The sequence below is a fragment of the Butyricimonas sp. genome (assembly GCF_019423355.1).
Classification (GTDB): domain Bacteria; phylum Bacteroidota; class Bacteroidia; order Bacteroidales; family Marinifilaceae; genus Butyricimonas; species Butyricimonas faecihominis.
In genome coordinates, this window is the sequence record NZ_JAHZBP010000002.1 from 42,697 (window position 1) to 68,367 (window position 25,671).

The following is a 25,671-nucleotide window of genomic DNA, read 5'->3' on the forward strand; positions in this document are numbered from 1 at the left end:
TTCCTACTTTTATCTTTTAGTTTTTATCTTTTACCTTTCTCGTTCCAAATGCCTAATAACCGCTCAATCAACGGAATTACCTTCCGGGCATCTTCACCGTTAAACGCCTCGCTTTCCGCGTTTACCCGTTTCACGGCAGAAGTTCCCTTGGCTTTCTCACCGAGTTTACGACGTTCCGGCAGGCTGTACTCGCTGAAAGTTCGGCGGAGTATGGGCAATAACTCCATGAAACTCCCGTCGTTCAGAGTGGCCAACCAACTATTCACCAAACCCCATAACTGATCGTCCAGCAACAAGATAGTACCCGATGATTTAAGGAATCCTTCAAACCAAAATGCCGTGTCGGATGCCGTGTTCCCGGGAGACGTGTAATAACTCAACGTTTGGGCCGTTTCCTCGTATCCAAGGATATTCTTATCCCGCAGTAAACGAGTACAATAACCGGACAACAAGGGATGAGAACCCCGTGCTTCCCGGATCTTATTCACCAGTTCCGTCCACATCTCCATCAATCCCGGTTGGTTCGCCGTGGCCATAGCGTAATCGACAGCCACCAATCGCTCCATGACCTCTGCTGCCGCATCCTCGTCCACGTTCGTGCAAGCCAGCACTCCCCCGGCAAGCACACGGGCCATCATGGCGTTCAACATATCGTTAACCTTCCCGTAATCCAAGTTCCGCACACTCCCGTAACGAACCACGTTCACCATACCGGGGATGGTCTTCATCATCTCCAGCACATCGGTTGTCGAGGCGGAAAGCGCATCCAGCCGGGAAGTCATTTCTTCCACGAGAGCGGGCAAATCCGCGGGAATCACCCGTTCCAGCAAGTCCACCAACTCGGATATAGACGTGATGTCTTTCGACAAATGGGTGTTATATGCGATAACTGCCTCGGACAAAGTATTTCCCCACACGGCCTTCTCGATCACGGCAAGGGTCTGCTCCGGTTCGTAATAAACGGACCAAGCCTCCTTGAAAGTCCCCTTCCCGTCAACCCGTAACGGACGGGCCATCTTTATACCGAGCAAGTTCAGGCGGTGGAAAAAGATACTCCGCTCCAAATCCATCGGTTTCCGCAAATCCAGCTGGAATTCCTTCACCTCGGTCGTGAGGGGTAAGCGCAAGCGTTTCAATAACTTCTCTACATCCACGAGAAGAGGAACTTTAGGCACATCATCCGGTACGCTCCCCATGCGATCACTAATCACCAAGGCCTCCCGGATCACTTGTAACAGAATCGGATCACCGAATCCCATCACCGTGGTCACGGCATCATTGTATTCCTCCAAAGAAGGACGGGGCAAACCGCGTAACGCGGCTGCAACTTGTGCCAAACGCACGGCCTCGATCACGTGAGCCACGGAAATATCCATTCCTTTCGTCCGGAAAAGGGCGGCCACCTTGCTCATCCAACGGGTTCCATCGTCATCCGGATAATGCCACAAATGATCGTACCACCCCGGGGAAACGATTCCCGCCCCGTAACCGCTCCGGAAAGACAACCGATCGTAGGTCCACGGAATCCACGTACACTCCACCTTCACTTTCGGTAATCCCTTCAATAACTCGTTGTCTTCTTTCTGCGTGGGCATCTTCTCCAGACCCGGCACGTGCCAAGCCCCGCACACCACGGCTATACGTTTGAAACCCTCTTTTTGGGCAGCCCGGATCATCTTACGCATCCACGCCTCCCGCAACAAAGTCTCCCGATCGGTCTTGGGGAAATACTCCCGTAACACCGAAACAGCCTCTTTCACGGCGGCAAACACCTCCTCGTTACGCTGACGATTCTCAAAGTTCACTTCCCACCACAATTCCGGATCATCGTACCCGGCCGCTTTCGCCAGATGAGCAAAAGGATCAACGGGCAGTAATTCCGGAACGTCAACTACCCGAACTTCTTCCGGGGTCTCGGTTGCGGACGCCTCCCCCTGTACTTCATCGCACTCCCCCTCTTCGCCGGTTTTCCCGGCCACGGCTTGTTCCTCCCGTTCTTTCCAAAGAGCTAAATGATGCACCAAAGGTAAGTCAAAAAAGCGTAATGACACCTCCTTTTTCATGGCATAGCACATGGCCTGCCATTCGGGTGAAAACTCGGCAAAAGGATAAAACACGGCCCGTCGAGGCTCGTCGGGCTGATACGCCAGCAAGGCCACGGGCGGTTTCATCTGCTCATGAAGTACTCCCGGCAAAAGCGGCTCCGCCTCCGGGGGACCTTCCAATAAAATAACATCGGGTTCCAGTTCTTCCAAGTACGCTCGCACGTTCTTGGCAGACCCCGGCCCATGATGTCGTATGCCTAAAAAATGTATTCCATCAACCATTGTATAAATTAAATGACTACGTGATTGTCGATTACATGATTCCGTGATTCTACAATCACCGAATCGGAAATCACTAAATCACCGAATCAATCCGATTTCTAAATCTAAAACTAGTCACTATAACATTTCCCTAGATGCCCGGTAGATGTCCTTCCAGCCATCGCGTCCCTTCACGACCGTTTCAAGGTACTCCTGCCATATCACCTGATCCTGCACGGGGTCCTTCACAACCGCCCCGATAATTCCCGATACAAGGTCCGTGGCGTTTAACCGGCCATCACCGAAATACCCGGACATGGCCAAACCGTTATTCACGACGGAGATGGCCTCGGCCGTACTCAGCGTACCACTGGGAGTTTTCAACTTGGTCTTACCATCTTCGGTTGCTCCCTGACGTAACTCCCGGAAAATGGTAACCACTCGGCGAATCTCTTCCAATGCAGGTTTCTCTGCCGGAAGGTCCATAACGGCCTCAAAACTCTCCACCCGGCGACGCACGATGTCGATTTCCTCGTCGATCGTGTCGGGCAAAGGCAGGATTACCGTGTTGAAACGGCGTTTTAGAGCGCTTGACAAATCATTTACACCCTTGTCCCGGTTATTGGCAGTAGCGATCACGTTAAAGCCCCGGATAGCCTGTATTTCACGATCCAGCTCGGGAATAGGCAACGTCTTCTCGGAAAGAATCGTGATCAGCGTGTCCTGAACGTCCGAACCGACACGGGTCAACTCCTCGATACGGGCCAGTTTACCATCCTTCATTGCACGCATAACGGGAGTTTGTACAAGAGCCCCCTCGTTGGGACCTTCGGCTAATAACTTGGCATAGTTCCACCCGTAACGGATAGCCTCCTCGCCCGTCCCTGCCGTTCCCTGCACGATCAAGGTAGAATCTCCGGATATGGCCGCCGCCAGATGCTCGCTTACCCAGCTCTTGGCTGTACCCGGCAGACCGTACAACAATAATGCCCGATCCGTGACCAGCGTGGCCACGGCGATCTCCATCAAACGACGATGCCCGATATACTTCGGGGTCACCTCGAAACCGTTTGCCAGTTTCCCGCCCATCAGGTAGGTAACCACCGATTGCGGGGATAGTTGCCAGTTTTCCGGTACTTTATTTGTCTCGTTCTTCTTTAACTCGTGCAACTCTTCCTCGAATTGCTGTTCCGCGTGTTGTCTTAATAATAAACCCATATTTTTACTTTTTGATATTTGTCTCTTATACCCAAACAATTTTAGATGAAAGAATCCTTTAAAAAGCGCTAGCCCCGTGCGGCTGAAATCTAAAATCTAAAATCATAAATCTAAAATTAAAACGCTTGTATTATTTCCTTTTTCATCAATAACAGTTGTTGCAAACGAACCGTGAACTCCCAGTGGCTAGCACTACTCTCCCGTGACGCCCCTAAAGTGGACACGTAATCATACATCGAGGCAGGAAGGCGTAAAGCCAGCGCCTCACAAGTCGGACGATCGTAATAACAATAATCCATGGCGTAAATCATCTTCAACACGCCCCGGGAGAATTTCTCTCCCCACTCGCCGTCATCCTCGCCGAACCATTGACTGATATAAAAATTCCGGTCGGCTTTCCCGCTTAAATTCAATTGCTCCCGCTGTTCCACGGATAGTAAGGGAACCAATTGCATCAAGTCGGATGACTGAAGTACCCGTTCATCTTTCAGCACGTGGTAAGCCCAATCCCGGTCTTTATAACCCAGTATCGTGTCCGTCAAGTAAATATGTTTTGAAAAAGGGGGTGATTTACGCATCCGCTGAGCTGCCGTCTCCGGATCACAATCGAAAAACTCGCACCAAAAGGACAAAGGCATACATTGTGCCATTTGTCGCAGGATATAATCACTGTCGCTCTCGCCTTTATTACTACTCACTTCGTTTATTCCTAACTTCTTGAATTCTTCCGTGTAAGCAATCGGATCCACAGACCAACCAAGCAAACGACGATAATGCAAATGCTTCTTTAACGTCTCGGCAAACAAGTGCAAGATTCGGGATTCCGGGATCATACGTAACAGACGCAGCGCCTCGTCCCGCACGGTAGAACTCCGGTCACCACCCCGTACTTCCTCTAAAAAATCCTCATCCGCTACCGACAAACCAGTCTCCAGACAAGCCAGAAACTCCGCACGATGCTGGGCAGACTCGTTTTTCCATTCAGCACGTAACATCTCGATACCCCGGGCAGGATTCTCACGACGTACCCGTGAAAGTATCAGTTTCCGGTCAGCATGAGTGGCCGTTTCCCACGTATCATCATCCTCTTCCTGCAAAGCGGCATATCCCATAATGGGTAATAACCAACGTCCCCGGTTACCCACCAGAGAGATTAGTAATTGCCGCTCCCGTTTTGCCGTCTGGCTCCCCGGTTGAAATACCCGTGTCAGCACTTGGGGCAAATATTCCGGCGGAATCAACTGTTCCCGCTCTGCCGCTTTCCGGTACCAAAAAAGCAACATATTAGCATACTTTTCCCCCAGCAAAATACTTAGTATTGCGGCCGCTTTCTGACCGACATAAGGCCGCATTTCCGGCCCAGCCTCTGAAACTGGAACAGGATCTTTTAACTTCAAAGGTTCCAAACCCGAACGATAGTAAGCGAAAAAAGCCGCAGCCCCCTTATAGAAGACCTCCTCCCCGTCTGTAGCGTTCTCTTTTACCCGCTCCAACGTCCCGGCAAGCTCTTCCGGTAACTCGCCGGAAGTCATCTCCCGGTTAGCCGTTCCCAACAAGGCTATATTTATGACATTATCCGTTATACTCATTGCTTAACGTGTAATATTTATCTTCTATCCATAACGATAACACTCTCCATGACCGCTCCCCGGCAAGGAAGAACCCCGTGAATTCCCGTCCGCCGGTCACGGCAAAACCTTTCAATTTGCCGGCCTCACCCAAGGTTAACGGAATCAGATACTCGTTGCTATCCTTAATCCACACCTGTTTTTCGTGCATCACAAGGCGTACCTCGCTAACCAACACGGGTACTTCATACGTGAAAGGATTACGGGTCATACTCTCCCGATAGACTTGCATGGCCTCTGCCAATCCCGCACAACATCCTTTTCCGGATGGGATAAAGGGTTCTCTTGTACCTTTCTGTTCACGGAATAATACCCGGGTCGGGGTCACGCCCTTGTAAAACGCCACATCAGCCGCAACAACACTACCCGGTAATAAAGCGGTTTCCGTCAAAGCTCCCGGTGTTAAGAATTGCAAGAAGAGCGCATAACGACAGGTTTGTCGGCCGTACAACCAATTGTACTCTACCGTCAACCGATCTTGTTGCAGACTTTCCGAGGCAACAACCAACCAATCGTCGGAAACCTGTTCCCCGTTAGCCAACACCTCCTCCTTGGCCTGCGGGTATCCCACGAGAGTACGGATTTCATCCTGCCATTCCGGGGACAACTGATCGAGGTGCTTGTAGCTTTCCGCCACGAGGTACGCCCGGCTTGCTCCCGCCGTCAGCTCGTACTTCCAGTCCTCACCGAAATAATGAATCTCCTGTAACTGCCGCATCATCCCCGCCAAACCGGGAGCCTGTGCATCGACCATACGCTTGGAAATCCCGGCAAACAGGGCTTGCGCCCGCTCCGGAACGTTTAACAGACCACTTCGCACAAGGTCCTTTAACCACCCTTGCAAATCGTCCACACCGTTCAGCACCTTTTTGTGTCGAGCCTCCTGCCTCTTCGCTTGAGCCTCTACATCCACGGGTTTATCCGCTTTTTCCTTCTTCTCCGTCACTTTCCCCGCACGTTTCTCCAACCACTCCTTCACCCAATCGGGTTCTTCCCCTGTCGTGAATAAATCCGGTTGAGAAGCATATAAAAACAAAAGCCCCAAGCTGTGTTTACAAGGAAACTTATGGCTGGGACACGAACATTTGAAAGCGATATTCTGCAAATCGACCTGCGTCTGGTAGGGATTCTTACCACTTCCCTGACAATGCCCCCATAACGCCCGGTCACTCGCTCCCCGCAACACCCATTTCGCTGCCGAGGCCAATCCCTTCCCGGCTTTCACGGATGCCGCATCCGGGGCCAATTTTATAATTTGATCTTCTGATAATTGCATGTACTCCAAATTTCAATATCCATTCCGACAAATTTAACGCTTAATCCGAGACTTGAAACACCTTCAACCATTATCTACTAAAAAAAGATTCAGGTATCAGCCATCCTACGGCTAAAACCTGAATCTTTGTATGATCAGAAACACTTACTTTACTTCATCCGCCTCATCACCCAGATCACGCAACCACACACCACGATCAGTACTGGACATATCCAACGCAAGAATATCTTGATCCACGCAAATCCTCCCGGGGTCAGGTACGTGTCATTATCCTTGGCCGCAGGACGACTGACATCAATAGGATACTCATCGTAAACAAGCCAACGAAACATTCCATCCGTAAGTGCATAATTCGAGCGACGGAACTCTCGATTTGCTCCGAGCTCCCCATTACTGATACAATCGGCATCCCCAAGCACAAAGACACGCTGTTCCTTTCCTTTCACGTCACGACGCAAGGCATAACCAGTCACATAGGCTTTTTCCTCCTCGCCCAAAGCCGTGTTTAGACAGGGTTCTTCGAGAGTAAAGTTTTTTGTTTCCAGTTCATTCCAACACCCGTGAGTTGCCGTCGTGAACACGGGAATCACCTCGAATCCCTTATTTTCCGTCTCGCAAATAGCTGCCGCAGAAGGCATCGTGAGGACATTACCCAACTCCACCATACGGGCAAAAATAGGTTCCAAACTTGCCCCTTCCGGTGTGAATGTTGCCCAAAGATAATCAGCAACATACCCCTCACGAGGCTGCACCAGCACACCGGGAACAAAAGCGAGGCCCAATTGTTCCAGCACGGGTGCCATGTACTCCTGCCGACGCGGTTCCCCGATCACCACCAAGTTTCCCCCGTGTTCGATATATCGTTTAATTTGAATCAATTCATCATCCGTCAAAGCTTTCCGTAAATCGGCGATAACGAGTACATCCACATCCGATGGAATATCTCCCCCTTCCGTCAGCGTGAGCGTGTAGGGCGTGTACCCTTGATTGACCAACGCACCTCTTGAATCAAGAACTGTCGTGAACGAGGTATAATTTACCCCGGAACCATCATAAATATTGCGTTCGCCATGTCCATTCAAGAAAGCAATATGCGGACTCTCGGCTACCATCGTCTTCAATACGGCGGAAATCTCCGCCTCGGAAGGATACTTTCCCTGATCATCGAACATACGTAGGAAAGCTTTCTGCCCGTTCTCCCGCTCGATCAAGAACACGTAGCGGTATTCCTCGGCAGAGAGGTCGATCTTCTCCCTCATCTGTTCCGGGGTGAGTATGCTTTTGGGATTAATATCGGAAGTCAGCACGAGTCTCTCTATTGCCTTATCCATTTCCTTGCGGGAAAGATTCATCCCTGCACTATTATCGTAATAATAATAGCTTTTCAACTTCGTCTCCGGCTTGAAACGAGTAAATGTCTCGAAGATATTCCGGGTATTAAACCAATTGGATGGCATTCCAAGATAGCCAAACTTGTCAAGGAGATTAACGTAAGAAGTAATCGTCAAGCCTCCGTCCACCTGTTTCAGTATTTCCTGACTGTTCGGGGTGATCGTACGATCCTTGTTAGCCGTAGCATCGTAGAAACACTTCAATTGAGGAATCGTGGAGACATACCCGAGTAGGGCAACACAGGCTACCAATCCCACGTATTTGCCCACTTTCACGCTCATGGAACAACTCCGACGAGCAAATTGCAGTTTCAGCACCGAGAACCCGAGGAACATTCCCGAAACGAGAATAAAATAAAGTATATCCTCGCTACAAATCAATCCCCGGATAGATTCATCCGCACGTCCTTTAAGCGAGAACCAATACATCACTTCACGCACCCCCTCAATATGTTGCCACAAGCTACCGATAAAGTTTAAAAAGCTAATGAAAGTTAACGTTCCTAAAGCCGCAATGATCTGGTAAGAAGTCAAGGTCGACATGAAAAGCCCGATAGCCGCGTATGTCGCCATGAGCAAGTACAAGCCCAACCAACCGGAAAGTACGAGCGAAAGATCAAAATCTTTGATCGAGAAAAACGCCACGACCACCAGTACCAACACGCTCCCCATCATGATCAGCCCATAAATCAACATGGAAAAGTATTTTCCCAATATGATCTGCAAACTACTGATTGGGGAAGAAAAAAGTAATTTAATAGAACCACTACTATATTCCCGACTCATAAGCCCCATTGTTAACAAGGGAATGTAAAGATAAAGGGTAGATTGGATGGTTGTATAAGGGGCGAAACCACCGATCACGAAAAGCATATAACTCTGGTACCCCTGCATTTGTCCAAGAGTTTTCGCGTTAACGGTATATTCCAGTAAGTTCGCAAAACTACCAAAAACCTGAAATACAAATATGACTAGGATTAACCAAGCTATCGGAGAATAAAAGAGTGTACCTAACTCCGATTTTGCTATTTTATATATTACTCTCATAACGTTTATTAAAATTTATCGATCAATCTTTTTCCTGACAACTGGGCAAAAATCTCTTCCAAAGAGATTCTTTCCAACGTAATCTCGCTTAATCCCCAACCATGACGCACACACGTGTCGGCCACCACCTCGGTGATGTCGTCCCGCTTGTCAAACTGCACTCTCAAGGTGTTTCGATCCAAGTGTTTGAGACGTGTCACCCCGGGGATAGCCAATATATCCTCGTCGGCAGGCGGGTTGTCAAGTTTCACGATAAACGTGTCCGGTTTCACGTAATTATCGAATTCTTCCAGCGTCCCGGAAAAGACCAGATGCCCGTGTTCTATCATCTTGATATCGTCGCACATGGCTTGCACTTCCGACAGGATATGCGTGGAAAGCAAAACGGCATGATCAACAGCAATCTCCTTGATCAACTTGCGAATCTCAAGAATTTGATTCGGGTCCAACCCGTTCGTCGGCTCGTCCAGCACCACGAATTTAGGACTATGTATGATGGCTTGCGCTATTCCCAAACGTTGTTGATACCCGCCGGAAAGATTACGGATCAACCGCTTGCTGAAATGAGCGATACCGCACCGTTCCTTGGCCATCTCTACAGCTTGCTTGATTTTCTTGGGTTCCATCAATCGCAATTCCGCACAAAATTCAAGATATTCATCAACCGTGTGGTCCGAATACAAGGGTGGTTTCTGCGGTAGGAAACCGATATTCTTTTTTGCCTCCACGGGATTCTTGCGAGTATCAATACCGTTAATATACACCGTGCCATCCGTTTGATTCAACACGCCGCAGATAATGTTCATCGTCGTGGACTTTCCCGCCCCGTTAGATCCCAATAATCCCAAGATTCCCTTCCGGTTCACCTCGAAATTTATATCTTGAATTGCCCAATCCACCGTGTAACGATGGGACAAATGCTCTACTTTTACAATAGATTCCATATCTTTTTTTATCATTTAATAATTACTACTTACCTCTTCTCTTAAACCACACCAAAAGATATAACAACAAGATCACGGCCGGGAAGACAACAACAAACGCCACCTTCAAGGTCCCCCGTGACTGGTAGGACAATTTCAAGTGATTATCCGGTTGTGCCGGGCGAAGAAAATAAGTCGGGTATTGATAATCAGCCATCCAGCTACACATAAGCGTTGTCAACGGCCCGTTTGCCACTCCATAATATCTACTCTTGCTAAACTCCCCGGTCGTCATCCAGTCAGCATCTCCGAAAATCAAAATACGCTGCTCCTTCCCGTTCAATTGGCGGGTCAAGGCAAGCACCACGGGTAACTGTTGATTGATTTCCCCTGCTTTCGGGTTAAACACCGGGACTTCCCCCTCGAAATCCATCGTTTCCAACTCGGTCCATGAACCTACCGGTGAAACCACTAACGGTACAACGTTATACCCTTTATCCATCGTGTAACTCAACCCAACGGCCCCCGTCATGCTCAACGGGTAGTTGCGGCTTGCCCACTGGGCGAACGTCGGGTGAATCGCTCCTGCCTGTGGCGTGAAAACAGCGTTAATATTCGTCGGGTCCTCATCTTTACGAGGTTGTATCAACATTCCGGGTAAAGCCTTCACCCCAAAATCCTCGAGTAATTCCCCCGTCACCCCCGAACGATTAACATCCGTTGCGAGGATCAAATGGCGCCCGCTTGCCACGTAAGCACGGATTTTTTCCAGTTCCACCGCAGAAAAAGGTTCTTTCGGGTCTATAATTAAAAGGATTTGCACGTCATCCGGGATCGCCCACTCTTCCGTGAGCGGCACGCTTACCGGATCAAAACCTTGGTTAATCAACGACCCGCGACCGGAACCATTCGTGAAAAGCCACCCGATCTCCCGATCCCCACTTTTGTTCATTTCCCGTTCACCATGTCCGTAGAGAGAACCCATTTTCACGGCTCCATCCTTCATGCGCAACAGGGCAACAGATATTTCCTGTTCACTCGGGTAAGGATTCAGGTCATTGAACATTCGCAAATAGGTCCAATTTCCCTCGCTATCCTCAAGCGTACGGACAACTTGATTATTTTCACCGCTTAAATCATGAATCTTCCGTATTTCCTCGGGAGAAAGCACATCATCAAAATCCAACCCGTTCACCTTGGCTTGTTTACGGGCAGCCTCTTCCAGATCTTCTCCCGGCGCACAACAGGAATGCCCGTTCAACACGTGATCGTAATAATAAATGTATTTGAACTTCATGTCCGGTTTGAAACGGTAATATTTGCTGAACACGGACATATCCCCAATCCGACTCTTCGGGAACATTCTGGCAGCCGTATGTTCGTCCATGATGTTGACATAGGTTGTCAGTGTTAGTTCCTGCCCTTTGTAACGTTCCAGTATATCACGACTCTTTGGAGTTAGTGTCAACTGTTCGTCACGGGAAAGGTCCGTAATACATACTGTGTTTCGTCGGGAAGTTGCATAACCAATCCCCACGATCACGACCACCAAAGCCAAATACTTCACCACTTTCGTGTACCACGGTTTACTCTGCCGAGCAAACTGCAATTTCATGATGGACATCCCGATAAACAGCGCAGGCATTAACAAATAGTATAACACGTCACCACTATTAATTAACCCGGCTATCGGGCCGTGAGGTCCACTACAAATCCAGTAAGTTATATCTCTCCAGAAATCCACTCCTTGTAAAACTCCGCCAATAACCTGCAAAATGGTTAACGCCGCAAACGTACCGATAGCCGCCACGACTTGATACGAGGTTAAACAGGAAACAAACAATCCCACAGCTGAATAAAGGCACATGATCAAGTAAATACCTATCAATCCGGTAATCGCCACGGGATAATCAAAGTCCTTCAGCACGCACATGTAAAAAACCACGTAAACCGTAACAATCGCTAGCATGATCAACCCGTAGAGCATCATCGACAAATATTTCCCCAACACGATCTGCGTGCTAGTAATCGGCGAAGAATATAGTAATTTAATGGATCCACTACTAAATTCCCGGCTCATCAATCCCATCGTCAACAACGGAAAATAAAGATACAAATAGGAAAGTACACCGGGAAATAATGGCGTACCGAAACCGGTAAGCAGAAAATAAGCCGTCATTCCATCCTTTTCCCGGTTATTGATGACAAAATCTTTCAATTCCCATATAATCCTGTCCGTGAAAGTCATGCTCATCTGAAAAGTAAAGATGACCAGCACTAACCAAGCTATCGGGGAACAAAATAAAGAGTTTAGTTCTGATTTCGCTATTCTATATATTGTTTTCATATCCTGTAACATTAAAATTTATCAACCACTCGTTTTCCCGATAGCTGAGCAAAAATCTCATCCATGGATACCTTTTCCATCTGCATCTCGCTCAACCTCCATCCCCGGTTCACACAAATTTCCGCAACTCGTTTGGCCACCTCTTCTCCTTCCTGTTCGAGCTGCAACCGGAAAGAATGTTCATCGAGTTTCTTCACCTTGATCACTCCCGGAATATTTCCTAATTCCCCTTCCGCAGGAGCATTCTCCAACTTCACAATACAAGTATTGGATTTAACACTGTCATGAAATTCATCAAGTGTCCCGGAAAAGATCAAATTACCGTGTTCTATCATTTTAATATTCTGACAAATGGCCTCTACTTCCGACAAAATATGAGTGGAAAGCAAAACGGCATGATCTTGCGCAATCTCCCGAATCAAATCCCTGATTTCCAAGATCTGGTTCGGGTCCAAACCATTTGTCGGTTCATCCAGCACCACCAATTTCGGGTTATGCACGATGGCCTGCGCTATTCCCAAGCGCTGTTGATACCCACCCGAAAGGTTCTTCACGAGCCGCTTGCTAAAATGAGCGATCCCGCAACGTTTCATGGCCGATTCCACGGCGGCCTTCACCTCCCGGTCATCCATCAGCCGCAGATGAGCGCAATACGTGAGGTATTCACTCACGTTATGATCCGTGTACAATGGCGGTTTCTGTGGCAGAAAACCGATGTACTTCTTGGCCTCCACGGGTTGCTTACGGGTATCGATACCATTAATATAAACCGTTCCTTCCGTCTGGTTCAATACCCCGCAGATAATATTCATCGTGGTCGACTTCCCCGCCCCGTTCGAGCCTAAAAGCCCCAAAATCCCCTTCTGGTTAATTTCGAAGTTTATATCCCTGATCGCCCACTGAACACTATAGCGATGGGATAAATGCTCCACTCTTACAATTGGTTCTTCCATAAATTTCTTTTTACAATGACTTATTTTTTATACACAACACTCCCTTAGAGATTGTTTCTACAATCCCTTAATCATATCCAATATTCATCGTGTGAGGGAGTTAAAAACATCGCTTTCAACTCACCTCCTCACGATAGAATTAATTATTATTATTGTCTTGACTGTTGATTAAAATTAGACGAATTTCCGTATTTATACTGCACATCCACGACACGTCCCAAATTCTCGGCTTTGAACAGCACTTTTTCCTTCTGACCAGTCATAGCCTCGAAAGACGCATCCAGTATATAGAATTCTCCGTTATCCAGACCTACCGCTATTTCCTCCCTGTCCTCGTAAGCGTAACGCTCTATATCCAAAATTGTGGCTCCACCGGGAAACGTGTAGTACGGCTCAACCTTACTCACCCGATCCCAATAGTAAAGAACATTTCCCGCCGTAAAATAGAAGTACGAACTCCCATCCATGCAATATTTAGAATTATCGTTCACGTAACCATTCCCGACAAACAATTCTTCTTTACCACCATAGACATACAGGTTCGCATCACCTAAAGCAGGAAAAGCAGCTTTATAGGTTTGGAAATAATAATCAGACCCTTTTTTAATAATCTGCACGAAATCTCTCCCGGAAGCACCTTCCACGCTATACGAATCAATATACATCACTTGAGTACCTTCGCCCATATTATTTATTGGAGTAAAAGTTGGCAAATGCGTACTATCCGGATGCATACTAACATAGATGATTTTCTCCGTATATAGCTGAGGACTATCATACATACCCATCATTCGGTGGTTCAATTCATCATACATATAAATATAACCCAAATACGCACAGTAGTACATATTAGCAATTTTAGCATTACTAATCGCAGGAACATCATTATATTGGCATACTTGAAAACTTCCATTCGGGTTTATTCGGGTATAAAGATTTCCATCGGTTCCTAAAATAGCCTCTAACCGACTGCCATACTCCGCTTGTTTCGGTACAAAACCAGAAGGATAGTCTTTTTTTACAAATTCCTCTTTCGTGGTAATCACTTTCGAGAAATCAAGACCACTTATTTCTACAGCACCACTTTCTTGGATAACCAGAATCTCATCACTTGCACTAGAAAAATGTCGTCCCAAGCGGATTGGCCCGGTTCCCAAATCATCTCCACGGAGTTCCGTGTAAATATTTTCAAAAAGATTATAGGTTATTTCATTTTCACCCGCTTGCTCGGCCCGAACATAACTCAAAATAGATTTATTATTTTGTTCGGATAAAATTGTCCACCCCGTGGAATAACGTGATACCGTGTTAATATCAATCTGTTTCGATGTCAATGAACCGGTCGGTACATGCTCCACGATGAATACGGTCATGTAACGTGCAATTTCCTTAAAAGTATATCGTAACACTTTCTCTCTTGAAATAGTATCACTCCATTCCTCCTGAATCTCGCTTACCCATGCATAAACAAATTCGGTAGAATCTGCACCTCCATAATCAATAACCGGGGTAATAACATATTCTTCACCCAGAGGGGTTGACCAATTACTGGATACATTACTGATCACCACGGTTTTTAATTCCGTGTAATCATAATTCCCCTCATCGTCAATACAGGAATATAGCATTATTATTGCTATCAAATATCCTAAAAATAGTTTTATTGTTTTCATACTCATCTTTATCAAACTATTATTACTCCAAACCTAACACCGGAACTGTCATGGGTTGCCCGTTCTCGTCTATCGTTTCCGGTTCCCCGCGATGGTCAATCAGGTATTGCTTAAATTCCAAAGCATAAGCTCGTTTCTCGCTGTCGCTTGCCCCCGTCAGGTCAGCCTCTGTCACTTGAAGGAATAGAACAAATTTCTTCTGCGAGTAAGTTCCCAAGTAATATTGTTCCACGTTAGAATCCCACCATTCCGGCCGATCAACGGTATTCGAAAATTGGATAATAGCCACAGAATTCTCCAATTTACCTATCGCTAAATCAGAAGTCGTTTCCAAACGAATCACGAGTCTTACCTTCTTACTATCCAGATCGCTCGTTTTGTTTAGGCGAATATAACAGGTATCATGGTAAAATCCTTGACGAATAACCGTCTTCTCCGGCAGAGTGTAGTGTTTGGTTTCCGCCGTGGAAAGTTCCTCATCCACGTATATCTTATAAATTAAATCCCGATCTGCATCCTGTCCGGCAATCTTCACGGCAACCGGAAGGTCGTAATATTCATCATATGGATGATAGATAAACGTGAAAATAGTAGAATCGACCGTCGCATTTTCAAATTCGATATAATGCCTTCCCGTGTTATACGTGGGAATTTCCCTTTTATCACACCCTATCGATAAAAGGGCCAATGCTAATATGGTTAATATTTTATTTTTCATAATTCCTATTCTTTATTGGATGATGGTTTCACTGTCCGGGAGTGGTATCACGTATTTTCCACCACTCATGTCAATCGGGTATTCCCCGTTGTACATATCCCTATTCAGTCGTTTATACAAGTAAAAAGTCTGCCCTTCAGCAATGGATTCACGTGTGGCATCCATGTACATTCGATCCAGAAATTCATCCTTTGTCAAGGAAGTATTTAATTCGGCCGCACCTCTAGCTATTTTCAAGGTATTGAGTAAATTAATTGCCCGTGGTAAATCCGTCTCGGCCAAATACTCACACATGATGTAATATATCTCGCTCATACGCATAACAGGCAAAAGAGGATATTGATACTGTATATTCCATAAAGCACTGGCATCCGTTACAGGAACCCACTTCAAGGAATACCCGGTCTCGTGAAGCAAATAACGATACCTAAAGTCAGCCAAATCCCCCGTAAACAAATTCGTTCTGTTCTTAATCGGGAATTGTGAATAAGACGAATAAAACGATTGGAACCAGTCATTATAAACGTCAAATATTTTCGTGTTATAAAAAGCCAATAAAATATCATCAAATAACTTACATCGGCGATATTGAACATTCGTGTTACTGATATTCCCCTCGGGAGTAAAACGATACCAACCTTTTTCACTTTGGAAACGATACACTTCTTGAGCATATTGATAAGCCATCGCCCGATCTCCCTTGTATTGATAAGCTCTAGCTAGCAAGGCCGTCGCTGCAACATAATTCATACGAGTTCCCCGGTATGCAAAAAAATCACCACCAAGAGCCGTACCTGTTACATTACCATCAAAACGCATACTCGCACTTTCCATCATTTTATAGTTATACAATGTATCGTTATAAGCCAATAGCCGTTGTGCCTGTTTCAGGTCACTGATAATACTATCCAGCACCACGGATGTTGGCAGATGGGTCGGGTGTGAAGTCAAATACACCGTTACATAAGGAACATAAGCCGCATCATCTCCCGTTACAGGAGCCGGGGCAAATAACCTCAATATATCGAAATGCATCAATGCCCGAAGCCCTTTCGCCTCCCCGATAAGAATATTTTTCTCGTTTTCACCCTCGTAGAAAAAGTCGTTCCCGTGTGCCTCTGTATTCTGGATAAGCACGTTACAATTAGCGATGGTATTATACGCTTTTTCCCAAATAGCTTGAGTGATACTTTTGATATTATTATGCTCGTAATTATAATTTATAGCATTACCGAGAAAATAATATTCAGGGTACAAAGCTAGCCAAGAAGGGACTTCATAATTCTGACCGAGCAAACTAATAAAACCAAACGAAAGGTCCTGCCCGTAAAGCGATGTTCCGGACAAGTTCCGGTAAATACCGTTTAGTGCTGTCCTGTAACCATCATAGCTGGAAAATAAATCTTCTTTAGCAATCTCGTTTTCCGGTTCCACTTGAAACCAATCGGAACAAGAAGAAAGGGAAAAGAGTAACAAACCGGACAATAATATATTTTTATACGTTTTCATAAGCGAATGATTTTAGAAACTAACACTTAAACCCAAATTAAAGGTACGGGCAAACGGGTAATCCAATCCTCGTTCCTGCTTAATAGAGGAGAATGTACCCAAATCGTTCGTACTAGCCTGTATTCGAAGGACATCCAACCCGATACGTCTCACCCATTCAGGATTGAATTCATAGGATAACGAGATCGAATTGATCGTGAACTCGTTATTATCCTGCACGAAACGGGAGGTCGACTGGGTGGTCAGCTTCCGATTGGCAATATTCTTTAAAGGTGTGACATCACCCGGCTTTTGCCAACGTTGCGTCAATACCCGTTTATCCGCATTGGACGAAGATAAATCAACACATTCCACTTTACCCAACAAGGTTGAGTTATATTGTTGCCCTCCGAACTCGTACATGCAACTCGTGTACAGGGTCAAACGTTTCCACCGAATATTGATCCCGAACGATCCTTGCCCTTTGGGTTCTGTATTTCCGATAATCTGCTGCTGGGATGATAACCATTTCCCCGTGACATTCCCTGAACGATCTACAAATAATTCCTCCCCATCCGCAGGATTAATTCCCAATGATTTCATCCCATAAATAGCTGTCAAGGAACCACCTTCTTCATATTTTAGGAACGGTTCGGATTTTTCAGCCGAATTCGCGTATGCCGTATGTTGTAACGTTAAATAATCATCCACTCGTTCATTATATGCTTTCAAAGATTCGGATATTTTCATCAATCTCCCCTCGTTACGAGCGAAATTAATGAAAGCATTTACTCCAAAATCCTTCGTATTAAGAATGGTAGCACTTAAACTGATTTCATATCCCCGATTACGAGTTTCCCCCATATTATCCTTGTAGGAAGTGAAACCGGCTGAAGACGGAATGGTAACATCTGTAATCATATCCACGGTCTGACGGTTATACCATGAGAAAGTTAAACTGTACTTGCTTTGGAAAAAACTAAGATCAAAACCGATATTCGTCGTGTTGGTTTTCTCCCAAACGAGCTTTTCGTTTCCAATACCTTGCAGGGTAGCCCCGACACCCGTGGAATACCAGTCATCAAAAAGAACCTCGTAAGTATCACGTGCTGCATAAGGAGGATAGTTCACCTTACCGGTAGCACCATAGGTTCCGCGAATTTTAAATTGATTAAGCCACGGGAGAGCCTTCATGAACTTCAAATTGTGAACATTAATACCACCACCAACCGACCAGAAAGACCCCCACTGTGAATCGGAACCAAACTCGGAAGAACCATCAAAACGAATAGACACATCCCCCAGAATAATATTATCCCAAGAGTAGTTCCCGGAAATAAAGATTCCCATTAAACGGGTCTTGTTATCCGCACCGGAAGGTTTACTCACGATCTCCTTGGCGTGTCCTATCGTGTGTAAAGCTGCTGAAGGAAATCCTCTGTATTGAGACGATAAACTACTCGTTTGATTCTCTTGAGCGTTTATACCCAAGGACAAATTCAAATAATTCTTCCCGATCGAATTATTATAAGCCAAAAATGCGTTCACGTTCCAACTAAAATTGTCCGTACTGCTAACAGACAAATCCCCACGAGTAAAAGGATTATCTTGAGAACTATACTTTGTTGATAAAGGGTCCGTGAAATTATTGTCTTCTGTATCACTTTTCGTAACAGAGAATTGACTTTGTAATTGGAGATGATCGCTGATAAACCAGTAAAAACTCAGGTTATTCGTTAAATTCGTGGATTCTCCACGACTAAAGTTACCTAAAGTTGCCTCGTAAAGAGGATTCGGAATACCGGTAGCCAAGGTTTGTTTCAGTTTCCCGTCCTCATCATGTATGGCATAATAAGGCTGTTGTTTCGTGTAGTCACTAAACGAGCCATAGGGAGAATCTGATGATTTGGCAAGGTCGTATGACACATGGTTCCGAATCTGTAACTTGCCCACTCGATAATCAACATATACCCCAACACTCATACGATTACGATAAGATTTTTTCATAACTCCCCCCTCATGACTATAGCTCAAGTCTGCTCCGAACCGAAACCCTTCCGTTCCCCCCGATACATACAAACTATGAGAGTGATTAAATTGATTTTGCAAAGGTTGTGACATCCAATCGGTATCAACACCCTGTGTAATATAGTTTTTCTTCATGACATAAGCCGTCATATCATTAGCCTTGGAAAGATCGTACAAACCAGACAATAGTTCGGCCTCTAACTTTTCTTTCGCATTCATCAAGTTATAATCAGAAAGATCAGGAGCCGTCAGAGAAGCATTGAACGTGTAAGATACCTGCAATTTACCCAATTCAGGGGTTACCGTTTCGATCACAATAACACCGTTTGAGGCACGAGAACCGTACATGGCTGTCGCTGCGGCATCTTTCAAAATCGTGATATTGGCAATCCTGTTCGGATCCATATCGTATATTTTCTGGACATTCACCTCGTAACCATCCAGAATAAAAACGGGCAAATTGGGATTAGTTGTCAATGAAAATTCTGAAACACTCCCTCCCTGTTGTGCTTCAAGAAGATCAAGCTGTTTCACCCCATCCATTCCGGTACGCCCACGAATATAGAACTCCGGTAACGCATTCGGGTTTGACCCCATCTCGTTATTCTTCACAACACGCAACGAAGGATCAAAAACCTGTAACACGTCAATCACGTTTCTCGGAGAAATCTTCAAAATATCCTCCTTTGTCACCGTCGTGGCTGCACCTGTAAAACTCTCTTTCCGAATATTGGCATATCCGGTCACAATCACCTCGTCTACGCCCACCGTTTCCGGCTGCATCACAATCCGCATCGGTTTCGGGGTCGGTAATCCCAACACTTTATGCACCTGTTTTTTCATTCCCAGAAAAGAAACCTCGATATAAATCTCGTCGTCCATAGGCACGACTAACCGGAACTTACCGTTCACATCGGTTGCTACTCCGGTTGTCGTTCCCTGTAACACGATTGTGGCCCCGATAATAGGCATCGAATCCCTTTCCAAGACTGTTCCCTCGATGACCACTTCTTGTATTGGCTTTCTCGCTTCTTGACGCTTTACCACGATAATCTGTTCTCCGGAAACCCGATACGTGTACTCCTTACCTTGGAATACCCGATCCAACACGTTTTCCACCGTCTCGTTCTTCACGCTGATCGTGATCTTCCCCATCTCCTTCTCCTGCGTGTCGTTATAGAAGAACTTGAAAGAAGTCTGTTTCTTTATCTCCTGAAACAACTCGGAGAGAGAAACATCTTTCAGCTCCAACGTCACCCGTTGTGACTCCACCGGATCACCTTTCACTGAAAAGAATAAGAAACTTGTCCCAAAAATTGTCAATAAAACGACTCTACAGAGAAATTTTAATGACAAAGACAACGAATACTTGTTTTTTTTCATAATTTTGTCATGTTAAGTTTATTAATAAGTAAGGCTTAGCGCAAAGAGCATCGAATAGTGTTGGTCGCACGGATGCTCTTTTTTGTTACCTCTTCAGAATAATTCGATCCTTATCCATCGTGTAAGTAATATTTAAATTTGTACACAGTGACTCGATTGCCATATGAATATCTTCCCGGTCGAACTCCCCGCTAAAAGATTGGGTAAATACAAGTCCGGTCTCGTTCACGATCGACACTCCATACCAGCGTTCCAGCTTCCAGACCACATCCCGGAAAGCCTCGTTATCAATCACCAGTATACCGTCCTTCCACATCACTTCCCTCGCGGCATCCACCTCGTTCACCTCGATAGTGCCACTCTTCGTGTTAAACGTGAATTGTTGGTTAGGCTTGATGACAACAAAACGACTGCCAACACCGACGCGCACGCTTCCTTCCACCAACGTCGCGCTCACCTCATCCCGGTCCCCGTAGGTGTTCACCTCAAAACGGGTTCCCAACACTTCCGTGGTCAACTCCCTTGATGCCACCACGAACGGGCGGGTCGAATCCTTGGCCACTTCAAAATACACGTTTCCCCGGGCCTCGACTTCCCGAATATTTTTACCAAAATAAGCCGGGTAACGCAAAGCACTTTCCGAATTAATCCATACCTTGGTTCCATCAGACAGCTGCACTAGAAAACGCTCGCCTGCCGGAACAATAATTTGATTATAATTCAATTCTTCTTCTTCGATTCCCGTCGAATCTTTTATCCTATACACGATTCCCCGGTGATCCACTTTATCAACACTGACCCACTCTCCCGCCACTCCCGACAGGTTTAACGAATCACCAAGTATGATCTCTTTGTTATCAGCCAACTTCAAAATAACTTCCCGTCCCGAAGAAACGACATATTTTTCACCCGAAGAAACCTCCGAAACGTCTTTCCGTAACCAGAAGACAGAAGACAGGATCATCAATAACACGGCCGCAACCGAACCTATCCTCCACATCAACGTCACACGCATTTTCGATTTCAGAGATTTTTCCATAAACAGACGGTAATCTCTTACCCCCGCCTCCAGCATTTCCGGACTTGCGTGACTTCCCGCGGAAAAATTCCATATTTTCTTGAACTTCTCAAAATACACCCGATTTTCCTGCCCCTCCATCCATTTCGAGAAATATCGTATTTCTTCCGAACCTGCCCGGTTTTCCAGTATTCGGACCAGTAATTCTTCTATATTGATTTTTTTATCGTCCATCTTCTCGTGCTTTTATACACTAAAGACAGCCGAGGGAAACTTTACCCCCAATGAGAAAATGAAAAAAATAAAATAATTTGTAACAACCAGTCCAGTTCGTCTCGTAACTTACTCAATGCTATTGACATATGACGTTCAACCGTTTTTTCCGAAATATTCAGTTTTTCGGCAATTTCCCGGTTTTTCAACCCTTCAATCTTACTCAACACGAAAACTTCCCGACATTTCTCGGGTAAAGTTGCGATGGCCTCTTGAACAGCCAGCTCTATATCCGATTTCCACAAAGCCTCTTCCGCCTCGGGGGATTGTATCACTGTAGAGAAGTAGAAATCAGTTAATTGTTCCTGCTCGTACTTTTGGATATTTTTCTGATGAGCCAACGTATTCAAGCTGCCATGATAAACTGATTTAAAAAGATAAGCTTTAATAGAAAGAGAAATATTCAACGCATCCCGGTTTTCCCATATTTTATAGTACACCTGTTGCACCACGTCCCGGGCCGCCTCCATATCATTCAGCAAACGATCGGCATAATTCAGCAACGCATCGAAGTACGTGGTGTATATATCTACAAATGCAGAGATTTCACCACGCCTCAATAACGTTAACATTTCCCTATCTTCCGAATAATCCACAACCATGTACATTCATTCTTTTATGCAAATATAAAAGATTAAATTAAACTTTTTATTAAAGGAATTAAAAATATATTCGTGCTGAGTGAACAATAAAAAATGGTAACCTCCACGAAGTTACCATTTCTTATATACATTTATCTTCCCCTCCTTCTTAACCAGATAAAAACAGCTATCAACAACAACACCCCCGGATACCCCCACATAAAAGCAATTCGAGCCCCATTCATGGCACGTTGGCTCAAATAAACCGTATCGTCAGGCGGAACCGGACGGCGAATATCAATCGGGGCTTCCCCATCCGACAACCAGTAGAACACCCCTGCAATTACGGCAAAATTAGACGCCTTCACCGTCTTTCTATAAATACTGACTTCCCCGTTACTGATACAATCCGCATCACCCAGAATCACGATTTTCTGTTCTTTACCTCCAATCGTACGCGATAATGCCAAAGCCGTGGGGTAAGATTTTTCGACCTCACTGATAGCGGGATTCAAGCTCACCGAATCATCGACAAAATTCGTTGTTTCCAATTCATTCCAACTTCCAACCGAATCACTTACCAACATAGGAATCACTTGAAATCCTTTCCCCTCCGAGTAAGTCAATCCCGTACACCCCGGCATCGTGACACAACGATTCTTCTCCAATAACCCTTCAAACACGTAAGCTAATTCACAAATTTCCGGAGTAGGACGTGCTTTTATAAAATTTGGCAAGAAATTCTCATTTCGTTCCACCAGACAACCGGGCATGAAAGAAACCCCAAAACGTTCCACCAACGGATTCATATATTCCTGTCGATTCGGTTCTCCTGCAATCAATAAATTTCCTCCACGAGCCACGTATTCATCCAGATTCTTCATCTGCTCATCCGTAATAGGACTCCTCAATTCAGCAATCACCAAAATAGAAATGTCAGTAGGAATCTCCTTTTCCAACGTGACATCCTCGAAAGCAAATCCCTGATTAATTAACGAATACCGAAACGGTTTATCTTGAGCTATACGATTATAATTCCGATCTCCGTCCTGCTTACTATCCCTCTCCCCATGTCCGATCAGAAACCCCACTTTCGGCATATTTGTAGTCACCAATCCTTTCAAAGCGATAGAAATCTCCGCCTCGGAAGGCAAACGCTTGTTATCATCGAACACCCTCAAAAAAGTCTTTTCCCCACTCTCCCGTTCTATCAGGCGTACAAAATGATTACCTTCTGAAGAAAGATCTATTTTTTGTCGAATCTGTTCAGGAGAGAGAAACATCTTGAAATCCATCTCTAAACCTTTAGCCAATTCTCTCGCCCGTTCTTCGTCATTCATATCCGGATAACGCTTATCCAGATCCTCATTCTTCACCTTATCGTAATAATAAACGTATTTCATCTTGATTTCCGGCTTAAATCGAAGGTATTTCTCGAAACGTTCCAGATCTGTATTGATTGCACCCGGCAAAGCAATCCAATAATTTTCATCTAATAAATTCGTGTAAGTCGTAATCGTCAACCCTCCCTTTAGTTGTTTCACAATCTCCTGACTATTAGGAGTCAATGTATTTACTTTCGTGCGGGTCGCATCATAAAAAACTTTAAAAACCGGACGAGAAGAAAAATACCCGATCAACACTACAATCCCAAATATACCAACATACTTCCCCACGGTAGCACTCAACGCCTTTTTCTGCCGATCAGCTTGTAACTTGATAATACTCCACGCGAGGAATAACACGACTACCACGATAAAATAAAGCACGTCCTCACTACATATCAACCCGTTAATAAACTCTTCCGCCCTCCCGGAAATAGACAACCAATAGGTCACGTCCCGCACGAACGCCATGTCCTGACCCACCGAACCGATAAAATTCAAAACGGACAAAACAGCCAGTGTACCCATCGCGGCAACCATCTGGTAGGAAGTAAGGCAGGACATAAACAAACCGATTGCTGCATAAGCACAAATCAATAAATAGATTCCTAACAACCCCGAAAGCGTTAACGACAAATCAAATGATTTCACCGTACACAACCCGAAAATAACATAAACGAGAAGAATCCCAACTAGCACCAAAGCAAAAACCATCATCGCCAAAAACTTTCCTAACACGATATGCGTGTTCGTCACCGGCGATGAATATAGCAATTTAACCTCCCCACTACTAAACTCCCGGCTCATCAATCCCATCGTCAGCAAGGGAATATATAAATAAAGATATTGTTGAACCGTGGAAAAAAGTCCCATCCAGCCACCAAAAATATTTTTAGTCACGCTCTGCAACCCATAGCCCAATTCCTGACTTTTCACTAAATCGCCCATCACCCCACTAAATCCCATACTCGTCTGAAACGTGAAAATCACGATAATCAGCCAAGCAATCGGGGAATAAAACAAAGTCTGTAACTCTGTTTTAGAAATTTTATATATCATACTCAATGTCTTCATCTCAATATTTTTTAGCGTGTATCACATCCTACTTTTTTGACAATTCGGCAAAAATAGTATCTAATGAACTCTTTTCCAGACGAATTTCCGTCAACTCCCAATCCCTAGCCACACTGGTTTGCACGATGCGATTCGTGACATCCCGTTTATCCGTGAAATGTACCCGGTAATCAGAACCGCCTAATTCTTCCACTCTTGACACCCCCGGGATAGCCGCCAATTCTCCCACCGGGGGAGCCGCAGCCAAAGAAACAAACAACGTATTCGGAACAATATAATTATCGAATTCGTTCACCGTTCCGGCAAACACCAGCTTACCCTGTTCAATCATTCGGATATAGTCACACGTGGCCTGCACCTCCGACAGAATATGAGTGGAAAGAATCACGGTCCGCTCCTCGGCAATTTCCTGAATCAAATGCCGGATCTCCACGATCTGGTTTGGGTCCAATCCGTTTGTCGGTTCATCCAGCACCACGAACTTCGGGTTATGGATAATAGCTTGCGCGATCCCGATTCGCTGTTGATACCCTCCGGATAAATTCCGGATTAACCGTTTGCGGAAATGTGTAATATCACACCTCCCCATCACGGCCTTGACCGCACGAGCAACCTCTGCTGCCGGAATCCAACGTAAATTCGCCGTAAAGCTCAAGTACTCCTCAACCGTCAAATCCATATTCAAAGGTGGTTTCTGTGGTAAAAAACCAATATGTCGTTTAGCATCAACCGGATTTTCCGCCAGATCAACCCCTTGAATATACACCTTCCCTTCCGTCTGTTTCAGCACCCCGCACATAATATTCATAATCGTTGACTTGCCGGCTCCATTAGAACCTAGCAAACCATATATTCCGTTTTTCGTGATCTCAAAATTAATATCCCGAACAGCCCATTGCACGCTGTAACGATGAGACAACTTCTCTACTTTAACAATCGTTTCTCCCATAAATAAACAATT

General features: G+C 45.4%; 16 protein-coding genes. All 16 read right to left on the reverse strand.

Annotation, left to right across the window (positions count from 1 at the left end):
- Positions 1–23: 23 nt before the first annotated feature.
- The 16 genes from QVC79_RS02900 to QVC79_RS02975 all read right to left on the reverse strand — a co-directional run bounded on the left by QVC79_RS02900 (position 24) and on the right by QVC79_RS02975 (position 25,659).
- Positions 24–2,327: a DUF5682 family protein gene (locus QVC79_RS02900; protein ID WP_270593879.1), complete on the reverse strand. Its 2,304-nt coding sequence runs from the start codon at positions 2,325–2,327 to the stop codon at positions 24–26.
- Between the two features lie 117 nt (positions 2,328–2,444).
- Positions 2,445–3,524, reverse strand: coding sequence for an ATP-binding protein (locus QVC79_RS02905; protein WP_270593878.1), 1,080 nt, complete (start codon positions 3,522–3,524; stop codon positions 2,445–2,447).
- 116 nt (positions 3,525–3,640) lie between these two features.
- Positions 3,641–5,113, reverse strand: a complete 1,473-nt coding sequence (locus QVC79_RS02910; protein WP_270593877.1) for a DUF5691 domain-containing protein — start codon at positions 5,111–5,113, stop codon at positions 3,641–3,643.
- Positions 5,097–6,428, reverse strand: a complete 1,332-nt coding sequence (locus QVC79_RS02915) for an SWIM zinc finger family protein (RefSeq protein WP_270593876.1) — start codon at positions 6,426–6,428, stop codon at positions 5,097–5,099. The genes QVC79_RS02910 and QVC79_RS02915 overlap by 17 nt, the downstream gene beginning before the upstream one ends.
- 149 nt (positions 6,429–6,577) lie before the next feature.
- Entirely contained in the window at positions 6,578–8,866 is a 2,289-nt protein-coding gene (locus QVC79_RS02920) for a Gldg family protein (RefSeq protein WP_270593874.1), read from the reverse strand.
- Between the two features lie 8 nt (positions 8,867–8,874).
- Positions 8,875–9,810, reverse strand: coding sequence for an ABC transporter ATP-binding protein (locus QVC79_RS02925; RefSeq protein WP_151411472.1), 936 nt, complete (start codon positions 9,808–9,810; stop codon positions 8,875–8,877).
- A gap of 25 nt (positions 9,811–9,835) precedes the next feature.
- Complete coding sequence (locus tag QVC79_RS02930) at positions 9,836–12,136, reverse strand: Gldg family protein (RefSeq protein WP_270593871.1); 2,301 nt, start codon at positions 12,134–12,136, stop codon at positions 9,836–9,838.
- Between the two features lie 11 nt (positions 12,137–12,147).
- Positions 12,148–13,089, reverse strand: a complete 942-nt coding sequence (locus QVC79_RS02935) for an ABC transporter ATP-binding protein (protein ID WP_270593869.1) — start codon at positions 13,087–13,089, stop codon at positions 12,148–12,150.
- A 149-nt stretch (positions 13,090–13,238) separates the two neighbouring features.
- Complete coding sequence (locus tag QVC79_RS02940) at positions 13,239–14,762, reverse strand: PKD-like family lipoprotein (protein ID WP_270593868.1); 1,524 nt, start codon at positions 14,760–14,762, stop codon at positions 13,239–13,241.
- A 22-nt stretch (positions 14,763–14,784) separates the two neighbouring features.
- Entirely contained in the window at positions 14,785–15,480 is a 696-nt protein-coding gene (locus tag QVC79_RS02945; RefSeq protein ID WP_270593867.1) for a DUF4843 domain-containing protein, read from the reverse strand.
- A 12-nt stretch (positions 15,481–15,492) separates the two neighbouring features.
- Complete coding sequence (locus QVC79_RS02950) at positions 15,493–16,989, reverse strand: RagB/SusD family nutrient uptake outer membrane protein (protein WP_124317781.1); 1,497 nt, start codon at positions 16,987–16,989, stop codon at positions 15,493–15,495.
- Between the two features lie 12 nt (positions 16,990–17,001).
- Entirely contained in the window at positions 17,002–20,379 is a 3,378-nt protein-coding gene (locus QVC79_RS02955; RefSeq protein ID WP_270593865.1) for a SusC/RagA family TonB-linked outer membrane protein, read from the reverse strand.
- 85 nt (positions 20,380–20,464) lie between these two features.
- Positions 20,465–21,631, reverse strand: a complete 1,167-nt coding sequence (locus QVC79_RS02960; RefSeq protein ID WP_270593863.1) for a FecR family protein — start codon at positions 21,629–21,631, stop codon at positions 20,465–20,467.
- Positions 21,632–21,672: 41 nt separating this feature from the next.
- On the reverse strand, positions 21,673–22,272 hold the full coding sequence (locus QVC79_RS02965; protein ID WP_270593862.1) for an RNA polymerase sigma-70 factor: 600 nt from the start codon (positions 22,270–22,272) through the stop codon (positions 21,673–21,675).
- Between the two features lie 131 nt (positions 22,273–22,403).
- Positions 22,404–24,710: a Gldg family protein gene (locus QVC79_RS02970; RefSeq protein WP_270593860.1), complete on the reverse strand. Its 2,307-nt coding sequence runs from the start codon at positions 24,708–24,710 to the stop codon at positions 22,404–22,406.
- Between the two features lie 28 nt (positions 24,711–24,738).
- Positions 24,739–25,659: an ABC transporter ATP-binding protein gene (locus QVC79_RS02975; RefSeq protein ID WP_270593859.1), complete on the reverse strand. Its 921-nt coding sequence runs from the start codon at positions 25,657–25,659 to the stop codon at positions 24,739–24,741.
- Positions 25,660–25,671: the final 12 nt, after the last annotated feature.